Genomic DNA, 17,607 nt, shown 5'->3' with positions numbered 1-17,607 from the left:
CCATGCCCAAAGCGCCGAAGCGGCCTATAACAGCTTGCTCCTTAATTTCAACTTACATAAAATATCGCCTGTTTACCCCTTCGCTTCATGCAGCCGGCGATGGAGTTCGTGGACCCGCTCCGCCAGTTCCGGGACAGGGCCGTCTACCTCTGTATCCTTGATTACATCCTCAATGGCCAGATTCCGGACGCGCGAGGGTGGAGCGCCCAGTTCACTCAGCCACCCTGCCAATTGCTCAGAAGAACTTGCATAGACGATCCGCCCCAAGCCAGCCCATCCGTGAGCCGCTGAACACATCGGGCAATGTTCCCCGGACGTATAGACCGTCGCCTGGCTTCTTTCCTCGGGAGCCATGTTATTAGCCGCCCACCTGGCGATAGCAAACTCCGGATGCTGCGTATGGTCGCCGCCTGCCACATGGTTATGATCTTCAAAAAGCACTTCTCCGGTCCCCGAAACCAGGACCGACCCGAATGGCTCGTCCCCTTTTTCCAAAGCCGTTTCCGCCAATTCCACACAACGCTGCAAATGCTTCAAATCTGTTTCACTGATCATATTAGCTCCTCCTTCGTGTGTTGTTCATTAGACCCTTCCGACGCTCTCCTATTCCAGCTCTTCTTCCGCAAGCAGCTTGAACCCTTCGATCATCGTGTCTTCTTCCACTTCGATCAAAATGCAGCGCTTGCCGTTGTAATAGACTTCTTTGACGTACCGTAAGTCTTGCGGGCTGATCTTGATGTCCGCGACTTTCGTGCTGATTTTGATGGATTTCGAGGCGTAGCTCGGGACGACGTGGCTTGCTTTCATTTCATAGTTGCGGTCTTCCACCACCTGCTGGAACGCCCGCTCCACTTTTTCCTCACTGACGTCTTTGACGCCGCTCGCCTTCAGCACACGGGTCACTTCCACTGTATCCAATACCGGCGCTTCCGCGTCTTCATTCTCGGCTTCTTTTTCCACTTCGAGCATAATATTGATTTCATCATAGAGACCGGCAAGCGTCCGCGAATTCACTTCTTCGCCGATCACCGCTTTGACGATTTCCTCGAACACCGCCTTGTCTTCCTCGGCCGTCATGATTTCATTGCCGTTCAAGACGTTCTCGATAAATCCGAAATCGGGTTTATTCGCCTTGCCCGACGCATAGACGATGTGGTGGATGTCTGCGGCGTTGTCCGTAAAGCTCGGGAACAGGAAGCCGCCGATTGGCGATGCCAGTTTGATGACCGGGTCCATCAGCACATTCGACTTGAACTCCTTCTCGACAAAATCAAACACCAGCGAACTTTTCGGCAGCTCGGTCTGGTTCATGCTGCAAAGGATGAACGGCGTCGTGTACACCTCATCGCGCATGTCGATTTCCGTTTCATCCGCCTGGCGCTTTGTTGTTTTGAAATACGTTCCGCGGATGAACGTAATCACCATATCCTTCTCGTACGGCTTCTCTTCCACCGTCTTCAAGGCGATGCGCTGCATATTCGTTTTCCATTCCGCTGCGTCCTCTGTCTCCAGGCCTTCGTACAAGAGCCGCTGTGTATGGTCCACCTGCCCTTCTTCCTGCGGCTGGAACTTCACCTCAAACAGCTTTACGTCCATCTTGCCGCCCAGCACCTTCTTGAAATTGGCGAGGAACAGCTCCTGCTGCTCCCGGTCCAACATCGAAAACGGGCGGCTTTCCTCGTGGAAGATTTCTGTGCTTTCCTGCTGTATGTAGACGTTGTAAATCTCGGCGATCTTGAGTAGATCGGTATCGAGCTTAAAGCGCTTGCGAATATCTGCTATATCTTTGTTGTTCATGTCCAATTCCAACTCCCTGGCTAAATAAAATCCGTGCAAGGCACAAAAAAAGAGCATCCAAAGCCAGCGTTCAGCTTTTGGTGCTCTTTTATTATAACAATAATTAAGGTTCTCTTCTTTTTAACGCTTGAGCTGATTTTCGATATAGCTGCGCCGGCTTTCCAGAAACTCCGGCAGGAACAGCGGAATGGCGTCGTAGCCGTCGGTTTCCATTGCCGGTTTGACAAAGTTGGTTTGCTCCGTCGCGACTTCGATCAATAAATTATTTGGCTCACGGTAATACAGCGACTCAAAGAAATCACGCTGTTTGATGCCGGAATACCTGAAGTTGGTATCCAAAATCTTTTTCTCGATTTCCTGCAGATCGGCACGGTCTTTGGCATTCAGTGCAATATGCTGAACAGAACCGATCCCCTGTGTTTCAATATCGCGCGTCCGGTCTTCAATGAGATGGAGCTGCTGCCCGAACAGGACATCCTCTCCTCCCAAAACCGTCACCTGTTCACCGTTGTGTTCATAAGTCTCTAGTTGCTGCAAACTATGCATTTTCATAAAAGCGCGGGCAGAGGCTTCCGCGTAGCGGACGCGGCACTGGAACGAATCGATGCCCAAGATGGCATGCTCCAATGGAATATCAGCTTCCTGATACGGGGAGTGCTCTGATGCATCGCCTTTCCTTAGAGACGTCAATGCCAGCTGGATGCCGTCGCGGTCTTCAAAATGCAGATACTTCCGGCCTTGGTAATGCTCAATTTCGCAATTAAATACGCCATACGCTTCAAAACGGGTCAGCCAGAATTCGAGCGACGCTTCAGAAGGCACGGCAAAAACCGTGCGTTCCAGGCTGTTGGTGCCGAATTTCTTTTGCGGGGCATTTTGCATTTCAAAAACACTGAATTCGGTTCCCGGGCGGCCGGTTTTGTCGCCGAAGAACAGATGCAGCATTTCCACCTCATCCTGGTTCACGGTTTTCAATAGAAATTCCAGACCAAGTAGCTTATGATAAAAATCAAAAGTCACATACCGGTCACGGTTGATGACCGACACATGGTGAATAAGCGGGCTAGCCATAGCACACAACCTTCCTTCAGATTGGAGAATGAATTATGGAACAGTTTAACATAGCCGGAAAATCAAATACATCGTTTATTCTCTTCCATGGCACAGGCGGAAACGAGTATTCCCTGCTGCAAGTTGTAGGCGATATCGATCCGGCGGCCAGTATCCGCGCCTATATCGGGGACACCGGCACAGGAAAAGAGCGCCGCTTTTTCGCCCCTTTGCAAAACGGCCAAGTGGACCGCGCAGATCTTGATGCGCGAGCAGCAAAGTTTTTGAAAGACTGGCCGTTGGAAAAACCTGAAGGCAAGGTGATTATGCTGGGCTATTCAAATGGCGCCAACTTTCTGCTAGCACTGCTGGAGAAAGAGCCGAATCTCGCAGACGCAGTCGTCCTCCTGCACCCTTCCAATCTAACGTACCAGTTTTCCGGGACTTCAACTACAGCGCTTATTTTGACAGCTGGCGCACGCGATGCCATTTCCAGTCCAGGTGAATCCTTGAAATTGTCCAAAACCCTCGCCGCGCATTTTCCGCAAACCACGTTCAAGCTGTTTGACCATGGGCATGAAATAACGGACGAAGAAGTGCAGTTTGTGCGTGAACAGTTGGCGGAGCAACTCTAAAGATATAACTTTATATTTATCCATTAGGCTTTATCCCAAAAGTGGATACAGTCAAAGAAGTTTAGACAAACTGAAAATTCCAATGCAAAGGACGTACGGAAATGGATTTAACAATCGGTTTTTTACCAAAAAAATATTTTATAGATGGGCCTTCTACTGGCCTCTATCCCTTTTTCGTATCTGAAAAACTCCTATATGCTTTGAGCATCGGGGAAATGTATTATCCGGGCATTCCTGACGAGCAGCTTGTTTTATTCACTGAAAGCCTGGCTCAATATCCCCTCTATTATTTATTTGAAGCACGTGAGAGTGCTTTTGAAGAAATAGAGCAGCAATTGAGCAAGGACAAACTTACTTTTGAAGTTTTTTACAGCACTTTGGAAAGCAGCCACCTGCTGGTAACCGTCTTTAATCGTTCGGAGCTGGCGCATCTTATACCTACGCTAATTTGGCAGCACAACGATTATATGAGCACTTTCTGGTCTCCTCACAAACATGCTTTTACGATCGAGAAAAAAATCTGGGACGCTAAGGAATACCCAGAAATCTCCGATACAATTTGCATTAATTTCAATCAGCCGACTACTGTTTTCTGGTTTGGCCATGACTTTCATGGTACAGACATTTTTTCAAACGAGGAGAAATATGCAAAATTAGATGAGGTTCAAAAGCGGTTGCCGTCCTTTATTAAAACAGAGGTTATTGAATTTGGGTAAATTTAAACCACCTAAAACGCTGTATTAGCATTATTTTAGGTGGTTTTTTATTCATATTTACTTATGATAAGGCTCACCGTAATGGCTCTAAATGAGGTTTTTGTTTCATTTATTCATATTACTAATAAATTCAATTACTTTAGAATTTACTTATGGTTATGTCCTTATTGAGAAGATAAATACTCATTGATTTGAATTTCAAGTTCTTTTACTTCGTAGCCACTTCTCACATATATTAATTTACATCCATTTTCTTTGCAGAGTAGTGCTTTTCTTTCATCACGTTCTTTTTGGGCTAGGAATGATTCTTCTCCTCCAAAGAAAGCAATAGGTTGGTCATGCTGGAGTCCTTGGTATTCAATAGCAAGATTTCTCTCAGGAAAGTATATGTCTAAGTGTTGGCGACCTAACCAGAATGGACGACCGTGATTAACAATAATTTCTTTTGGAAAAAGATTTTTCAAGAAATAGTATAGTTGCGTTTCTCCTATCCATCCTTCCCCAATCTTAGGTAGTTTTTTCTTTACTCTCAATAAATTTTCGCATTCTCTTAATAGATTATTGCAAAAACCTTCAAATGCTTCTTCGACTATTTGAGGAACAAATTCGTAAGGAACAGTCAACTTCTCTCCTTTACTATTTTCTCCAAATTCTCTACATTTGTAATCTCGATTGAAAAAGTCAATTGCTGTTTGATGGAAACTCTTATAATACTCATTGTAGTCTTTTTTGCTTGGAAAGTCGGTGGGTTTTAGTGATAGTAGTGAACGGTCTTTACTTTCATACCTTTCTAACTCCCTCAACTTCTCTTTATAATTTTTCACTATAGATTTGTAACTTTGTCTCAAAGCAATGTATCTCTTCGGCTTAATATAAGGTTCTAATTCCAGCAAATCCGACTCTGTAAGATCAGGAAAAATATACTTCCTTTTAAAATAATGAAAAGGATCTACACCTTCCCGATCAATAAAATCTTCTAGGTAAGAGTCAAAAAGTTCAAGTAATTCTTTTACATTCTCTTTTCCAAATTTAGTGATTTTCGCATCAGTAATTCCCACTACCGCAGCAAGATGATGGCCTGTTAATTTGAAATCACTACATGGCAAATAGTAGTTTAAGATAGTTGAGAAGGAAAGAACTTTAAGAATTTTGTACTCATTTTTTTTTAAAGATTTCCCATAGGTTAATTTCCAATAGGTATCATAGTCCTGAATAATTAAATACGCGTCTTCTATATAGTTTTGCGCATATGCATGAGGATAAAAGAACTCATCTCCTGCAGAATAGGACGTTACAGGTTTTAACTCTTCGATTAATCGAGTAACTTCCAAATGATCAAGAAAGTCAATTGAACGTTTATTTGCATACATGCATAGATATCCAATATTATCCTTAACATCTACAAATTCTCCTTGTAGAAGTTTCTTTTCAAACTTTTTATATGCTTTCAAAACAGCTTTATCTTCTGATTCATACCAATGTTCTGTAAAAGAGGGTAATTTTATAATGTTCTCCTCCTTCTTTTTTTATGTTAATTCAATTCTCCTACCTTTTTATAGCCTTTACTATATACGTTTGACGTTTGATTCGTTAGTATGCATATGTTCCTCTCTAAAAACGATCTCTTAGCTACTTTTCATCGTTTCTATTACATGATTTGCAAACTCTCTGGTTAACCGTATTTTATCTGCGCCAAAGTTCAACGCTCCAAGTGTTCCTCCACCTTTGTGAGTGATTGGTGTTTGCGAATTATACGAAGCTTGAATGCTAGAGATTGTATTATTGTAATTATTCCATTGACCACTGTATTTCGGCAAAAGATTTTTAGCTTTTACAGACCAAGGCCAGCGAGCTCCCTCCACCCCAGAATGTACCGGATCTTCCAGCGTTTCAAAATATCCTAGTAGTTTGGTGGTTCCTACTCCATAGCAGATTATGATATCCCCTGCTTTTACTGCAGCTGGTTTTCTTCTAGAAAAGTGGAGAGTTTCAATATCATGAGACAAGACTCTACTTGTTGAAAAAGGTTTTTCTAACCAGCCAACAGGTTTTATGAAATAACTTCTGTGCGCTTTATCTACTTTTTCAACTGAATCAATTATATTGCTAACCATCAAATCTATTTTTGCTTTTTGAGGTATTCCTGCTTGTTTTACATAATCATCAATCTTAATGATTATATTCGCTATATCTTCTGCCGTGAGCGGGATGCCTCTCACACTGGAAATCTCTTGCTGAATTTTTTCTACTTGAGCTTGATCGGTTAATATAAGTCCCCACTCATGGTTTTTTTCTAAGCCTGCCTTTGTAAAATTTGCTGAAGTAACTATTCCTTGGGTAGGTACCCCATCGGTGGAAGAGATATAGATTTTTCCATGTAACTGATTGTCGATATAAATACTATAGTCTATTCCTTCTTTCAAACAATTTACACAGAAAGAGTATAGTGAATTCGCTTTATGGAATAGGTCTGGGTCATTGTCTTTCAAAGTAGTGGTTAAGGTAATATACTTTATATCTGCTTTTTTAGCTTCGGCAATAAACGCATCAAAAGACTCCATTAAAAAAGGGCTTACAATATGAAATTCATTTCCTTCCAATAATAATGCTTTTATATAATCATAATGTGTTGAAGAAAGGTTATTCAAAATACTCATTGCTTGGCTTCATTTTTTAATGCGACATACTTTGAAAGATTGACACCTTTATTTACTTCAGTAGCATAAGAAACCTTCATGCCTGCGGCTTGAACGATTTCTTTAGGTTTGTAATTGTGCTTCAAAATATACTGCCCATACTTGATTCCAAACAGGTGAATATTAAGAACCTGTTCTCCCTCTTTCGCATTTGTATACATCTCTTTTAAATATTTAGCTAAATCATCTCTCGTCAATTATATCGGCTCCCTTCAAATTCTGAATTAATAGGTAAATATTACTAAATAGATATTATCACAAAAATCTAAAAACAAATAGATGTTTTGTATATTCTTAGTAGATACTCATTACCTCCTTTCATCAAGTCCCTTTACCAGTTCAATAAGAACAGAAAAGGGCCGAGAGAACTCTGCAATAGTAGAGTTCTCTCGGCCCTTAGTAGTGAAGTGTTTGACGACTTCTCTATTGAGTATTATTTGAATGGTATCGATCTTTCGCGTTTCTGAAATGGTAATTTTGTCGATCAATAGATGTAACAGCTGCTTTCGTTGTTCATAGGTGAAATATTATAATCAATCTACTTCTTTATTACTCATAAGTAATAAAGGATAAGGCTACAAAAATTAAATTATTTTACTTAAAAACAGAGTTGAAAGAATCTACTCAAAACAAATTGTTCCTCTATTTATACACTTTTTCATATTTTCAAAAGAAGTATTTCCAAATATCTACAATAGGATTAAATAAACTCATCATCTCATTTCTTCTATCATCGTTTAACTGATAAAATAATGACATTCCAGCAAATATAGTTGCTGCTAAAGAAAGCGTGACAGTAATAATTGTAAGTCCGACTGTAGTAATTGTAAGTCCAAAAGATCTTCTTCTTAAAGAATTATTTGTTTTAATTTCAAGTAACTGTACCGTATCATCTATAATTTTTGCGAAATTTTGTGAATGATCGTATGTTTTATCAATAATATAATTAGTATTATCGACAATCATTTCAACAGCGCTTATATCAACATACTTAGGATTTGATGGTTCAAAATCCATTACTTTTTTTATTTCAGATTTTACTCTATTAAAATAGTTACTGCCTATTTCATTTTTAAATCTTTTAAGTATTTGAAGGTCGCGTTCTAATTCGTATCTTATATTAATCAATTTGTGGTACTTAGGTTTTGCTTTTTGAATTGATAAAAAAGTTTTATTTTGTTGCATGGCTACCTTTTCACTGGTATTTACCGCATATTCCCTCATTACCATAATTGGTAGAAGTAAATTCGCAAATCTCTCTGTCATATACACAATTTGAAAATTAAGCGAATGAAACATAGGTTCTTGTTTAATTGCTGAGTTACAAGTAACTTTTATTGAACTATCAATAAAATACGGTTTTCTTCCTTCAGTAAATAGTTTCCAGTATCCATCCTTAGAAATATCACTAAGATGGCTATCCATTCCTACAGAGTTCCAGAATGAACTTCTTAGTTCATTTTCGTCATATTTAAAAATACAAGAAGATTGATCCAATTTATATACTTCAATACTCGGAGGGATCAGTTTATTTTTCGTAAAATACATAGGAAAGTATTTATTAATTTCTTTCATTGTCCTCCATTTTAATTCCATAATCAAATCTTCTACCATCTGATTCTTTACAATATCGTAGGATAAACTCTTGCCTCCCCAAAATTTAAACAGGTTTTTCAAATTTAGGTCAAATGAAAATCCTTCCTTTATATCACTTTTAATTAACTCCTTATAATTATTTATGAAATTATCAGAAGGATTTATAACAAATTGTAAAATAATTGATGAAGAAGATAAGTGTGTACCTTGTATTGTAATGCTTTTTACAAATCCTGAAATTTCTCTCTCCTTAGTAAAATCTATAGAACCAAAGTTACTCCAACGTCCTGCTCGAATACTCTTTTTTACACTAGTGCAAAATTCATCTATTCGTTCAGTTTGTCCATGGTTAAAAGGAGATGGATAATTTTTTACTAATTTTTTTAGTCCTTTATTTAGCTTATCAACATTTTCAATAGGTATATACTCAGCCACATATATAGACAGAAAATCTACATCAATATCTTGAGGAGGTTCTACTGTATCAGTTTTATCTCTCTCTAACCCTTTAATACTAATTCTTGCAGATTCTAATACCTTGGGGATATATTTCGACTTTACTTTCCAATCTTCATCTAAAGATATCTTTTTTATATGTGGAACTACAAAGTCAGTAAACTTTCTATTGAACTTTTCTTTTAAATTTAATCTATTACGACTGTATGGATTTTTTAATTTCATTTTTATCTCCTCAAAATCCTTTGATAAAATGCAATAAATATAACCATAAAAACCTCATTTACTTATGGTACGGTTCACCCTTCATTATCCGGAAAGCCCGGTATACCTGCTCCACCAAGATCAGCTTCATCAACTGGTGTGGAAACGTCATCTTCGAGAACGACAGTTTCTCATCCGCCCGCTTCAATACCTCGTCGTGGAGGCCTAATGATCCCCCGATTACAAAAACGATTTTGCTGCGGCCGTAGGTCATGAGGGATTCGATGTCTTTTGCCAGCCCTTCGGATGTTTTCATCTTGCCGTCGATTGCCAGGGCGATGACGTAGGCGTCAGGAGAAATCTTGGCCATGATCCGCTCCGCTTCTTTCTTTTTGACGATTTCCATGTCCGCTTCGCTCAATTGCTCCGGCGCTTTTTCATCCGCTACTTCCACTTCCGTGATTTTCGCATAGCTTCCGAGCCGTTTCGTGTATTCTTCGATACCCGCCTTCAGGTATTTCTCTTTCAGTTTACCGACACTGATAATTGAGATATTCACACCTTATCCCCCTTTACGCTAAATTTACAAACAAGTTACCCACAAATGTTATACACATATCCACAGAAGTTTCTACATCTTGTGTCCGCTCAGGTGTTCGCCACAAGATACAAAGCAGCCTCTTCGCAGTACTCGCATTTTGTGGATAACTTTTCTTGCTCTGACAATTCTGTAAGAATCGGATAAGTTTTTGCCTCTGCCACAAACATGTCTAACGCATGCTCCACGTGGGTTTTGCAGCAATAAATTTTCATAATACTCATTCCTTTCGATTTCCGAATATTCCACACAGTTATACACATTTCGTTCACGTTTATCCACACCCTATTTTAACAGAAGAATATCTTCCCGAATAGCCAAGCTTCAGAAGACCTGTGGATAGTCTGTTCCTTCTTGCATCGAAATAAGTTATCCACATAATAGTTTTTTGCTTTCACGAACATTGCTTATTATTTTTGGACAGATTGTTTACAAAAATTACAGGAGCGTTACATAAAAATAGACCGGAATACAGGGCAGCTGTATTCCGGTCTATCGGACTTTATTAAATTTCAGGCGGCTGGGCTCCCATTGCTGCCCATTCTTCTTTTGCTGGGCCGTAGACGCCGGGAACTTTCAATCCAGCCTGGCGCATCAGGACCGTCATCTGGCCCCGGTGATGGACCTGGTGGGTGATCAGCACCTGCAGGAGCGTCGCCACGCTCCACATCTCGCCATACATATTATGCTCTTCTTCCAAGGTTTCATCGGTCCAGTTTTCTTTCATTGCCGTAATCATCGATTGATTGGAAAACCGGTAGGCTTCTGCAATTTCTTCGGCGGTATCCGGAACCGGATTGCCGAATTTAGCTGCTGAAAACTGCAGCCCGGTATGTCCGACCATTTCATCCAGCGTGGTTACCAGATGCCATGCCAGCCGACCAAGCGTCCGGTGTTCATCTGTGACCTGCTGGCTGAGTGATTCGTCTGTCAGCGCATCCAGAATCTTCTGGGTGGCTTCTTCTTCACGCTTCCAATCCTTGAAAAAATCATTCAGTTTTCTGTACACGATCGATCCCTCCATTTTCTTTCTCCTTTGGTCTATTCGCCGCATAAGAACGTTTTCCTGCCTCAGGACCGCTTTTGCAGAAGGGCGCTGGTTTTATTCCGCTCCAACGAATAAAACCGGAAGCGATATACCTCCGGTTTTGGATCCATTCTATAGTGCCGAGTTGTCCACAAGCTCGAGTTCGAAATCCAAAGGTTCTCCGTCGCGGTACGCTTTGACCGCCATCGTGTCGCCGATTTTCTTCTCGTTGTACAAATGCTTGCGGAGGTCGATGATGTCGCCGATCGGCTGGCCGTCCATTTCGACGATGACATCGAATTGCTCCATGCCCGCTTTTTCGGCTGCTGAGCCTTCGACGACCGAGTTGACGACAACGCCTTCTTTAATGTCGGCCGGCAGGTTCAGCGACTCTTCGCGCTGCGCCTGCGGGACTTGGGCAAGATCGAGCAAAGCGACACCCATTGCCGGACGGATCATTTCCCCGTTTTCCTCAATCGACTGGATGACCGGCATAGCCGAATTGATCGGGATGGCAAATCCGATGCCTTCCACGTTGGAAGTGGCGATCTTCATCGAGTTGATGCCGATCAGCTGGCCCGCCAGATTGACCAATGCACCACCGCTATTGCCGGGGTTGATGGCAGCGTCCGTCTGGAGGACTTCCGCCTGCCAGTCTTCCGAACCGTTGCCATCAAGGTCGACCGGCACAGCACGATCCTTGCCGGAGACGACGCCGGTCGTCACCGAACCTGAGAAATCAAGACCGAGCGGGTTGCCGATTGCAATCACCGTTTCCCCACGTTTCAATGCATCCGAATCGCCGAATTCCGCTACATCCTGGACCGACGCGGCATCCATCTCCACAACGGCCAAATCGGTCCAGATATCCGAACCGACGAGTTCTGCCGGCACTTTCGTCCCGTCCGACAAAGTCACTTCAATATTAGTCGCGCCATCGATTACATGGTGGTTCGTCACCACGAATGCCCGGCCGTTCTCATTTTTGTAAATGACGCCGGAACCGGTGCCCGCTTCCTGCTGCTGCGGCTGGGACCAAAAATCAGAGGTCTCCTGCAAATTCGATACGCCGACAACGGCATCTGCTGCTTCATCGACCGCTGCCGTGACGTCCGTCGTCACATCGACCGACACCGATTCCTGCTGCTGGCCTTCCCTGTTCCCTTCCGTCGCTTGGAGGCCCGTCTCTGCTCTATTATTGGCACCCGGCAGCAACTGCGGCACTGTCTCAAACAGCAGCCACACCAGCAAGGCACCGACTAACACGCCCGCTAGACCTGCCAGAAACGAATTACCTCTTCTCGGCCGCTGCCGGCCTTCCGGCGGTTGATTGTAATATCCCAATTCGCTCATCCTCTCTTCCTCTTTAGTTCTCTATAGCCTAAGTGTAAAAAGCTCAAACAGGATTGGCAAGCAGGAGACCCTTTCTTTCTTACCTAAAAAATTGATTTGTGTCAGATCCCAAACCTCTTTAAGCGCCAAAGCGACATCCCAACTTCTACCCTCCCTATCAACAAGGACGAAGTTGACTATCATCTCCTAATAACCCCTTTCCAGCGAAGGCGCGCCACGGGCTGGGCGAAGCCAGGAGACGGGTGTTTTTCCCGGCTCATGGCGAAAGCCATGCCCAAAGCGCCAAAGCGGTATCCCAACCTCTACCCTCCCTATCAACGAGGACGAAGTTGACTATCATCTCCTAAACACCTCTCCAGCGCCGGCGCGTCCGTGGGCTAGGCGAAGCAAGAAGACTGGCGTTCTTTGCCTGGCTTCTTGCGGGAGCCATGCCCAAAGCGCCAAAGCAGCATCCCAAATTCTACCCTCCCTATCAACGAGGACGAAGTTGACTATCATCTCCTAAAGACCTCTCCAGCGCCGGCGCGTCCGTGGGCTAGGCGAAGCAAGAAGACTGGCGTTCTTTGCCTGGCTTCTTGCGAAAGCTATGCCCTAAGCGCCAAGCGGTTTATTTTAGTCACGCCCGTTAGGGCAGGTTTCCCCGTTTCATGATCCCTCCTTCATTTTTTTTACATAGAAAAAGCCGGAAGCATAAGCTTCCGGCCTTCATTCTTCTTTATACCAAGACAAGCGGCGTCGGCACGTTGGCGTCCGTATCGAGCAGGTCGACGTACTCGCCGACAATGATGCCTTTTGACTGCAGCGTCTGCTCGACGCTCATGCGCGCCAATGCCTTCATGTTATTATCTTTGCTCAAATGCGACAAATAGATGCGCGTCGGCTTCTCCGCCATCACTTCGCTCATGGCGACCGCCGCATCTTCGTTGGAAACATGTCCCACGTCGCTCAGGATGCGCCGTTTGACCGACCAAGGGTATCTGCCCATCTGCAGCATGCCGACGTCGTGGTTGCTCTCGAACACGTACGCATCCGAAGCTCCGATAACCCCTTTCATGCGGTCGCTGACATATCCCGTATCGGTGATGAGCGAAAGCTTGCGCCCGTTCTCATGGAACACATAGAACATCGGATCCGCCGCGTCATGCGAGACCGCGAACGACTCGATATCTACCGAGCCGAACGTTTTTACGGTGCCCATGTCGAAATGGAAGCGCTGCTCGACCGGAATCGCCCCGACGAGGCCGTCCATTGCGTCCCACGTCTTCGCATTCGCATAGACCGGCACCTTGTGTTTCCGGGCGACAATGCCGAGCCCTTTGATGTGGTCGCTGTGCTCGTGCGTTACCAGGATGCCGTCGAGGTCCGCCATATTCTTGCCGATGCCGGCGAACAGCTCCTCCATCTTCCGGCCGCTCAGGCCCGCATCCACTAGAAAGGAATGCTGCCCGCTTTCTATATAAATCGCATTGCCGCTTGAGCCGCTTGCTAATACGCTAAAACGCATGTGAAAAACTCCTTATGGTGTAACTTCTGACTCGGTTTTGCCTTTCAGCTCGATGACGTCGCCTTTCACGGCATTCACGAAAAATTCCTTTTCTGTGCCGTCTTCGAGTGTTGCCTGGATGCGCCAGGTCGGCACAAACATCTGGGTCCCTTCAGATACCGTGACATATTCGGTGTAGCCGATTTCCGCAGAATCGATATGCGTGCCGGTCGGCAGCATCCGCTTCTGGTACAAGGTATGCACGGCCTGGATGGCCGGGACCAGCTTTTTCTGCTGCTCACTGAGCTCGATCTCGTCAAAAATGGTCTGTTCGTAATTGGTGACTTCAGACTCTTCGTTCCAATAGAGCGTCAGCTTACCGCGCTCGCTGTAGTACAGCGGCTTATCGTTGATGTTCTGGAAGAACACCGCTTGCCGCTCTTTCTCGTCAATTTTCCAGACACTGTAGTTCTTGCCTTGGTAGACGGTTTTCGCGACAAATTCCTCGAGCGTCTCGGTGCTCACTTTGCCGTCGAGCGGCAGCGGTTCGGTGAATTTCACCGACAGGAAACTCTCTTCCTGGATGTTCTCTTTCAAGTCTACACCCGGTACGTCCGCTGCGACAAATGATTTAACCTTTCCGGTCACGTATGGCTGATCTTCCACATTTTTCGGCAGTTCGTCGTACGTGATGTCATCGGCACTCAGTTTTTCTTCGTTTGTGGGATCCACCAGAAAATCGTATTCCTGCGACTCGTTGTACCGGTCCAGATACAGCGAATAAAGGAAGACATTCAGGATGGAAAAAACAATGATGAAAATGGATTTGGTTTTATTCCAATCCAAATTGATCGCCCCCTAACTCTTCTGCTGAAAGCGGCGTCCATTTTCCATTGGCTTTATAGAACCAGGTCGGCTCCAGCACCACGAGACGGTCCGGATCTTTTTCATCGCGCGTCATCTGGTAGCCCAGCATCACGTCCGTCACAGCCTCCGGTTTGAGGCCTTTCGTATGCGAGACGGCGTGGAGCGCAGAGCTGCCGGAAGCCAGTTCCATCGGCTGCGGCTCCCCGAGGGATTCCAGTACGTAATACGGGCGGTAATAGCGGAAAATCTGTTCCATTTCGCCATCGATGCCCCACGTCAACTCGAGGCTATCGGCCAGCGCTGTGCTAAATACCGGCAGATTGTTCAAGTAAAGGCGGTAGTTGATCTGCTGGCTTAGCGGTTCCATGCTGAAATACCGGTAATCGTTCGTCCAGCCGCTATGGCTGTTGATCCAATCGGCCGTATCGAAAATCAGCTCGGACGGAATTGCCGGATCCGATGTCTGGGCTTGCGGCTGGACGTAGCGGATGCTTTTCTTGCTGTCGTCGAACTTCATCAGCGCTTCCGAAGCATCGCTGTACTCCTCGTTGGTCAGCTCTCCGGAAGATTCCACCTGCCCTGGGTTTTCAAAGAGCCCGTCGACGAATTTCTTGTCCGGAATGTCTTCCAGCAAGTAGCGGTACGTATCCACGGTCAATTTGTTCTCCGGCAAGTAGATCGGCATCTGGCCGACCCCTTCCTCGGTGATGTATGTGTCAAAATCCGACAGCGCGGGTTCGACGATTCTCGGAATAAACTGATTCAGTTCTGCGGAAACCACATTGCCTTTATGGATGCGCCCGGACCGGGAGTTGATGAAATACAGCGTCATCTCCGGCTGTTCGCTTTTTCCCCAAACGAGGACAATGCGGTCGAACGAGGCCTCGAGCAGGCTTTCGTCTGTAATTTGCAGGATCGAGCCCAAAACAGGGAACGGCAGCGGCGCCGGATAATAGACGACCGCGCGGTTCGGGTCATGCATATAAGACTTTAGAAGCGCTGGAGAGGCATCTTCCTCAACTTCCATGATTTCGTTGATCTGCCATTCTTTCATAGTATTGAGCAGGAGATCCACTTGCTTTTGGTTGATCGTGCCTTTGGTTTCTTCTTCGCCGTGGTAAATCACTTTATGGGGCTTGACCACCCGCTCGACGGACTTGCTTTCGCCGAGCGCCACTTCGACAGCCGGCGTGGCCTCGATTTCATCATAGTCAGGCGTGAATGTCCAGACGCTGAACGTCAGTGCCAGGCTGAGGAAAATCAGCAGAAACAGGGCGATTGTTTTGATGTGTTCAACATACTTCATTCCCATTCACCTCCGTCATCCAATTCGAATGGCAGCGTGAAGAAAATGGTCGTGCCGCGGCCGTATTCGCTCTCGGCCCAGATGGCGCCGCCATGGGCGTTGATCATTTCTTTTGAAATGGCAAGGCCCAGTCCGGTGCCGCCCATTTCACGGGAACGCGCCCGGTCGACCCGGTAGAAGCGGTCGAAAATGCGCTCGACGTTCTCTTTCGGTATCCCCATGCCCTGGTCTTTGATGCGTATCAAGAGGAAACCGTCTTCGACCGTCACCGTAAAGCGGACTTTCCCGCCTTCCGGCGAATACTTCAAGGCATTGGAGATGATGTTGTCGATAACTTGGGTCAGCTTGTCCGGATCGACTTCCACGAAATAAGGTTCGTCCGGCAGCTGGCGTTCAAAGCGCACATTCTGCGACTTCGACATTTCGAAGCGGTCGATGATGCGATTGAAGAAGACATTGAACTCGACCATCTCCTTGTTGATCTCCGTTTCGCTGGCGTCCATCTTGGACAGCTTCAGCAAATCGTTGACAAGGCGGATCATGCGCTCGGTCTCCGTCTGTGTCACGTTCAGGAAATTCGGCGCCAAGTTCGGGTCTTCCCACGCGCCGTCTGCGAGCGCTTCTAGATAACTGCGCATCGTCGTCAGCGGCGTCCGCAGTTCATGCGAGACGTTCGCGACGAATTCGCGGCGTTCGGCATCGATCTTCTCCTGCTCCGTGTTGTCGTGCAGGACGGCGATGACGCCGTTGACAAAGCCGGTCTCCTTTTGGATGACCGAGAAGCTGGTGCGCAGGAGCGCACTTTCGTCGTAGCTGCTGAAATCAAGCGTGACAGCTTCTTTCAAATGGATCAGATCTTCAAAGGTATATTCATTTTCGAGCTTCAGGACAGACGTGATCGGCCGGTTGATGACCGTTTCACGTGAAACATTCAACAGCCGGAGCGCCGGATCGTTGATCAGGATCACCCGCCCCCGGCGGTCGGTCGACAGCACGCCGTCCGTCATGTTCGACAGGACCGATGCGAGCTTGCGGCGTTCGCTTTCCGTGGATTGCTGGGATTCCTGCAGGCGGTTCGTCAAGTTGTTGAACGACTTGGCCAGCTGGCCGATTTCATCGTCCCCGTAGACGCGCACCTTGCGCGAGAAATTCCCTTTGGCCATGGCCTGTGCCTGGCGGCGCATATCGGAGATCGGCTTGGAGATGGTCTGGGCGACCAAAACGCCGAGGATGGCCGTGATGGCCAATGCGATGGCGGTTCCGCCTGCCAGGATGGAGTTGATGTCATCCATCTGGTTATAGACGCTTTCGATATCCGCTTCCATATAAAGCGTGCCGAGCACTTCCCCGCCTTCAGCCATGATCGGCTGCGTGCGGACCCATACCCGGTTTTTCTGGGCATTGACTTTCGTCCGGTCCAGCGGCGTTTCGCTCGTCACGGACTGCGTCACTAATTCTTCCGTCGAACGCTGGCCGACGAGCGACTGGTTGTCGACGGCGGAAGAAGCAAGGATCCGGTACCGTGAATCGATGACCCGGATCTCGTCGATATCTTCCGACTGGAAACCGTAAAGGACCGAGCGCAGGCTTTGTTCCAGCGTCAAGTCGTCTTCCGTGCGTTCTTTGATCATTTCTTCCCTGACGCTGAACTCCACGATATTCATGCGGTCTTCAATCGAACCGGTGAAGTTCTCGATGAGTGTATCTTCAAGCTGCTGTGCGAAATACAGCCCGATGATCTGCATCGCCAGCAAGATCAGAAGGATGTAAATGACCACGAACTTTACGTGGATCGATTTAAAAAAACCTACTTTGTGCATTCA

The 17,607-nt window shown here is 45.8% G+C and carries 17 protein-coding genes; 2 read left to right on the top strand and 15 right to left on the bottom strand.

The features are described from left to right. Positions 1-72: 72 nt before the first annotated feature. From ACFSDB_RS11220 to ACFSDB_RS11210, 3 genes are all read right to left on the bottom strand, one after another. A complete protein-coding gene (locus ACFSDB_RS11220) occupies positions 73-555 on the bottom strand; it encodes a nucleoside deaminase (protein ID WP_204893177.1) in 483 nt (160 codons plus the stop codon). 48 nt (positions 556-603) lie between these two features. Beyond that, on the bottom strand, positions 604-1,797 hold the full coding sequence (locus tag ACFSDB_RS11215) for a DUF4317 domain-containing protein (protein WP_204893176.1): 1,194 nt from the start codon (positions 1,795-1,797) through the stop codon (positions 604-606). A 120-nt stretch (positions 1,798-1,917) separates the two neighbouring features. Further along, positions 1,918-2,868 (bottom strand): VOC family protein, encoded by a 951-nt coding sequence (locus tag ACFSDB_RS11210; protein WP_204893175.1) that lies wholly within the window; start codon positions 2,866-2,868, stop codon positions 1,918-1,920. A gap of 35 nt (positions 2,869-2,903) precedes the next feature. Here ACFSDB_RS11210 and ACFSDB_RS11205 point away from each other — a divergent pair, with 35 nt between their 5' ends. Then, positions 2,904-3,482 carry an alpha/beta hydrolase gene (locus tag ACFSDB_RS11205; RefSeq protein ID WP_204893174.1) on the top strand — a complete coding sequence of 193 codons (579 nt, stop codon included), beginning with the start codon at positions 2,904-2,906 and terminating at the stop codon, positions 3,480-3,482. A gap of 101 nt (positions 3,483-3,583) precedes the next feature. Next, on the top strand, positions 3,584-4,198 hold the full coding sequence (locus ACFSDB_RS11200; protein ID WP_204893173.1) for a hypothetical protein: 615 nt from the start codon (positions 3,584-3,586) through the stop codon (positions 4,196-4,198). A 164-nt stretch (positions 4,199-4,362) separates the two neighbouring features. Here ACFSDB_RS11200 and ACFSDB_RS11195 read toward each other — a convergent pair whose 3' ends face one another. From ACFSDB_RS11195 to walK, 12 genes are all read right to left on the bottom strand, one after another. Beyond that, positions 4,363-5,649, bottom strand: coding sequence for a PDDEXK family nuclease (locus ACFSDB_RS11195; protein WP_204893172.1), 1,287 nt, complete (start codon positions 5,647-5,649; stop codon positions 4,363-4,365). A 174-nt stretch (positions 5,650-5,823) separates the two neighbouring features. Further along, complete coding sequence (locus tag ACFSDB_RS11190) at positions 5,824-6,855, bottom strand: phospholipase D-like domain-containing protein (RefSeq protein WP_204893171.1); 1,032 nt, start codon at positions 6,853-6,855, stop codon at positions 5,824-5,826. Continuing rightward, positions 6,852-7,091 (bottom strand): HTH-like domain-containing protein, encoded by a 240-nt coding sequence (locus ACFSDB_RS11185; RefSeq protein WP_204893170.1) that lies wholly within the window; start codon positions 7,089-7,091, stop codon positions 6,852-6,854. The genes ACFSDB_RS11190 and ACFSDB_RS11185 overlap by 4 nt, the downstream gene beginning before the upstream one ends. A gap of 469 nt (positions 7,092-7,560) precedes the next feature. Beyond that, positions 7,561-9,171 carry a hypothetical protein gene (locus ACFSDB_RS11180; RefSeq protein ID WP_204893169.1) on the bottom strand — a complete coding sequence of 537 codons (1,611 nt, stop codon included), beginning with the start codon at positions 9,169-9,171 and terminating at the stop codon, positions 7,561-7,563. A 58-nt stretch (positions 9,172-9,229) separates the two neighbouring features. Next, positions 9,230-9,709 carry a 23S rRNA (pseudouridine(1915)-N(3))-methyltransferase RlmH gene (gene rlmH / locus ACFSDB_RS11175; RefSeq protein WP_204893168.1) on the bottom strand — a complete coding sequence of 160 codons (480 nt, stop codon included), beginning with the start codon at positions 9,707-9,709 and terminating at the stop codon, positions 9,230-9,232. 89 nt (positions 9,710-9,798) lie between these two features. Beyond that, positions 9,799-9,963: a CxxH/CxxC protein gene (locus ACFSDB_RS11170; RefSeq protein ID WP_204893167.1), complete on the bottom strand. Its 165-nt coding sequence runs from the start codon at positions 9,961-9,963 to the stop codon at positions 9,799-9,801. A 290-nt stretch (positions 9,964-10,253) separates the two neighbouring features. Continuing rightward, on the bottom strand, positions 10,254-10,757 hold the full coding sequence (locus ACFSDB_RS11165; protein ID WP_204893166.1) for a DinB family protein: 504 nt from the start codon (positions 10,755-10,757) through the stop codon (positions 10,254-10,256). A gap of 150 nt (positions 10,758-10,907) precedes the next feature. Next, positions 10,908-12,119, bottom strand: coding sequence for a S1C family serine protease (locus ACFSDB_RS11160; RefSeq protein WP_377340147.1), 1,212 nt, complete (start codon positions 12,117-12,119; stop codon positions 10,908-10,910). Positions 12,120-12,843: 724 nt separating this feature from the next. Then, on the bottom strand, positions 12,844-13,632 hold the full coding sequence (locus tag ACFSDB_RS11155) for an MBL fold metallo-hydrolase (RefSeq protein WP_204893164.1): 789 nt from the start codon (positions 13,630-13,632) through the stop codon (positions 12,844-12,846). A gap of 12 nt (positions 13,633-13,644) precedes the next feature. Then, positions 13,645-14,457 (bottom strand): two-component system regulatory protein YycI, encoded by an 813-nt coding sequence (locus ACFSDB_RS11150; RefSeq protein WP_204893163.1) that lies wholly within the window; start codon positions 14,455-14,457, stop codon positions 13,645-13,647. Beyond that, entirely contained in the window at positions 14,444-15,784 is a 1,341-nt protein-coding gene (locus tag ACFSDB_RS11145; RefSeq protein WP_204893162.1) for a YycH family regulatory protein, read from the bottom strand. The genes ACFSDB_RS11150 and ACFSDB_RS11145 overlap by 14 nt, the downstream gene beginning before the upstream one ends. Further along, positions 15,781-17,604 carry a cell wall metabolism sensor histidine kinase WalK gene (gene walK / locus ACFSDB_RS11140; RefSeq protein ID WP_204893161.1) on the bottom strand — a complete coding sequence of 608 codons (1,824 nt, stop codon included), beginning with the start codon at positions 17,602-17,604 and terminating at the stop codon, positions 15,781-15,783. The genes ACFSDB_RS11145 and walK overlap by 4 nt, the downstream gene beginning before the upstream one ends. Positions 17,605-17,607: the final 3 nt, after the last annotated feature.

This window comes from Planococcus chinensis (genome assembly GCF_042681545.1).
Classification (GTDB): Bacteria; Bacillota; Bacilli; order Bacillales_A; family Planococcaceae; genus Planococcus; species Planococcus chinensis.
This window is presented reverse-complemented; position numbering and strand designations above follow the sequence as displayed.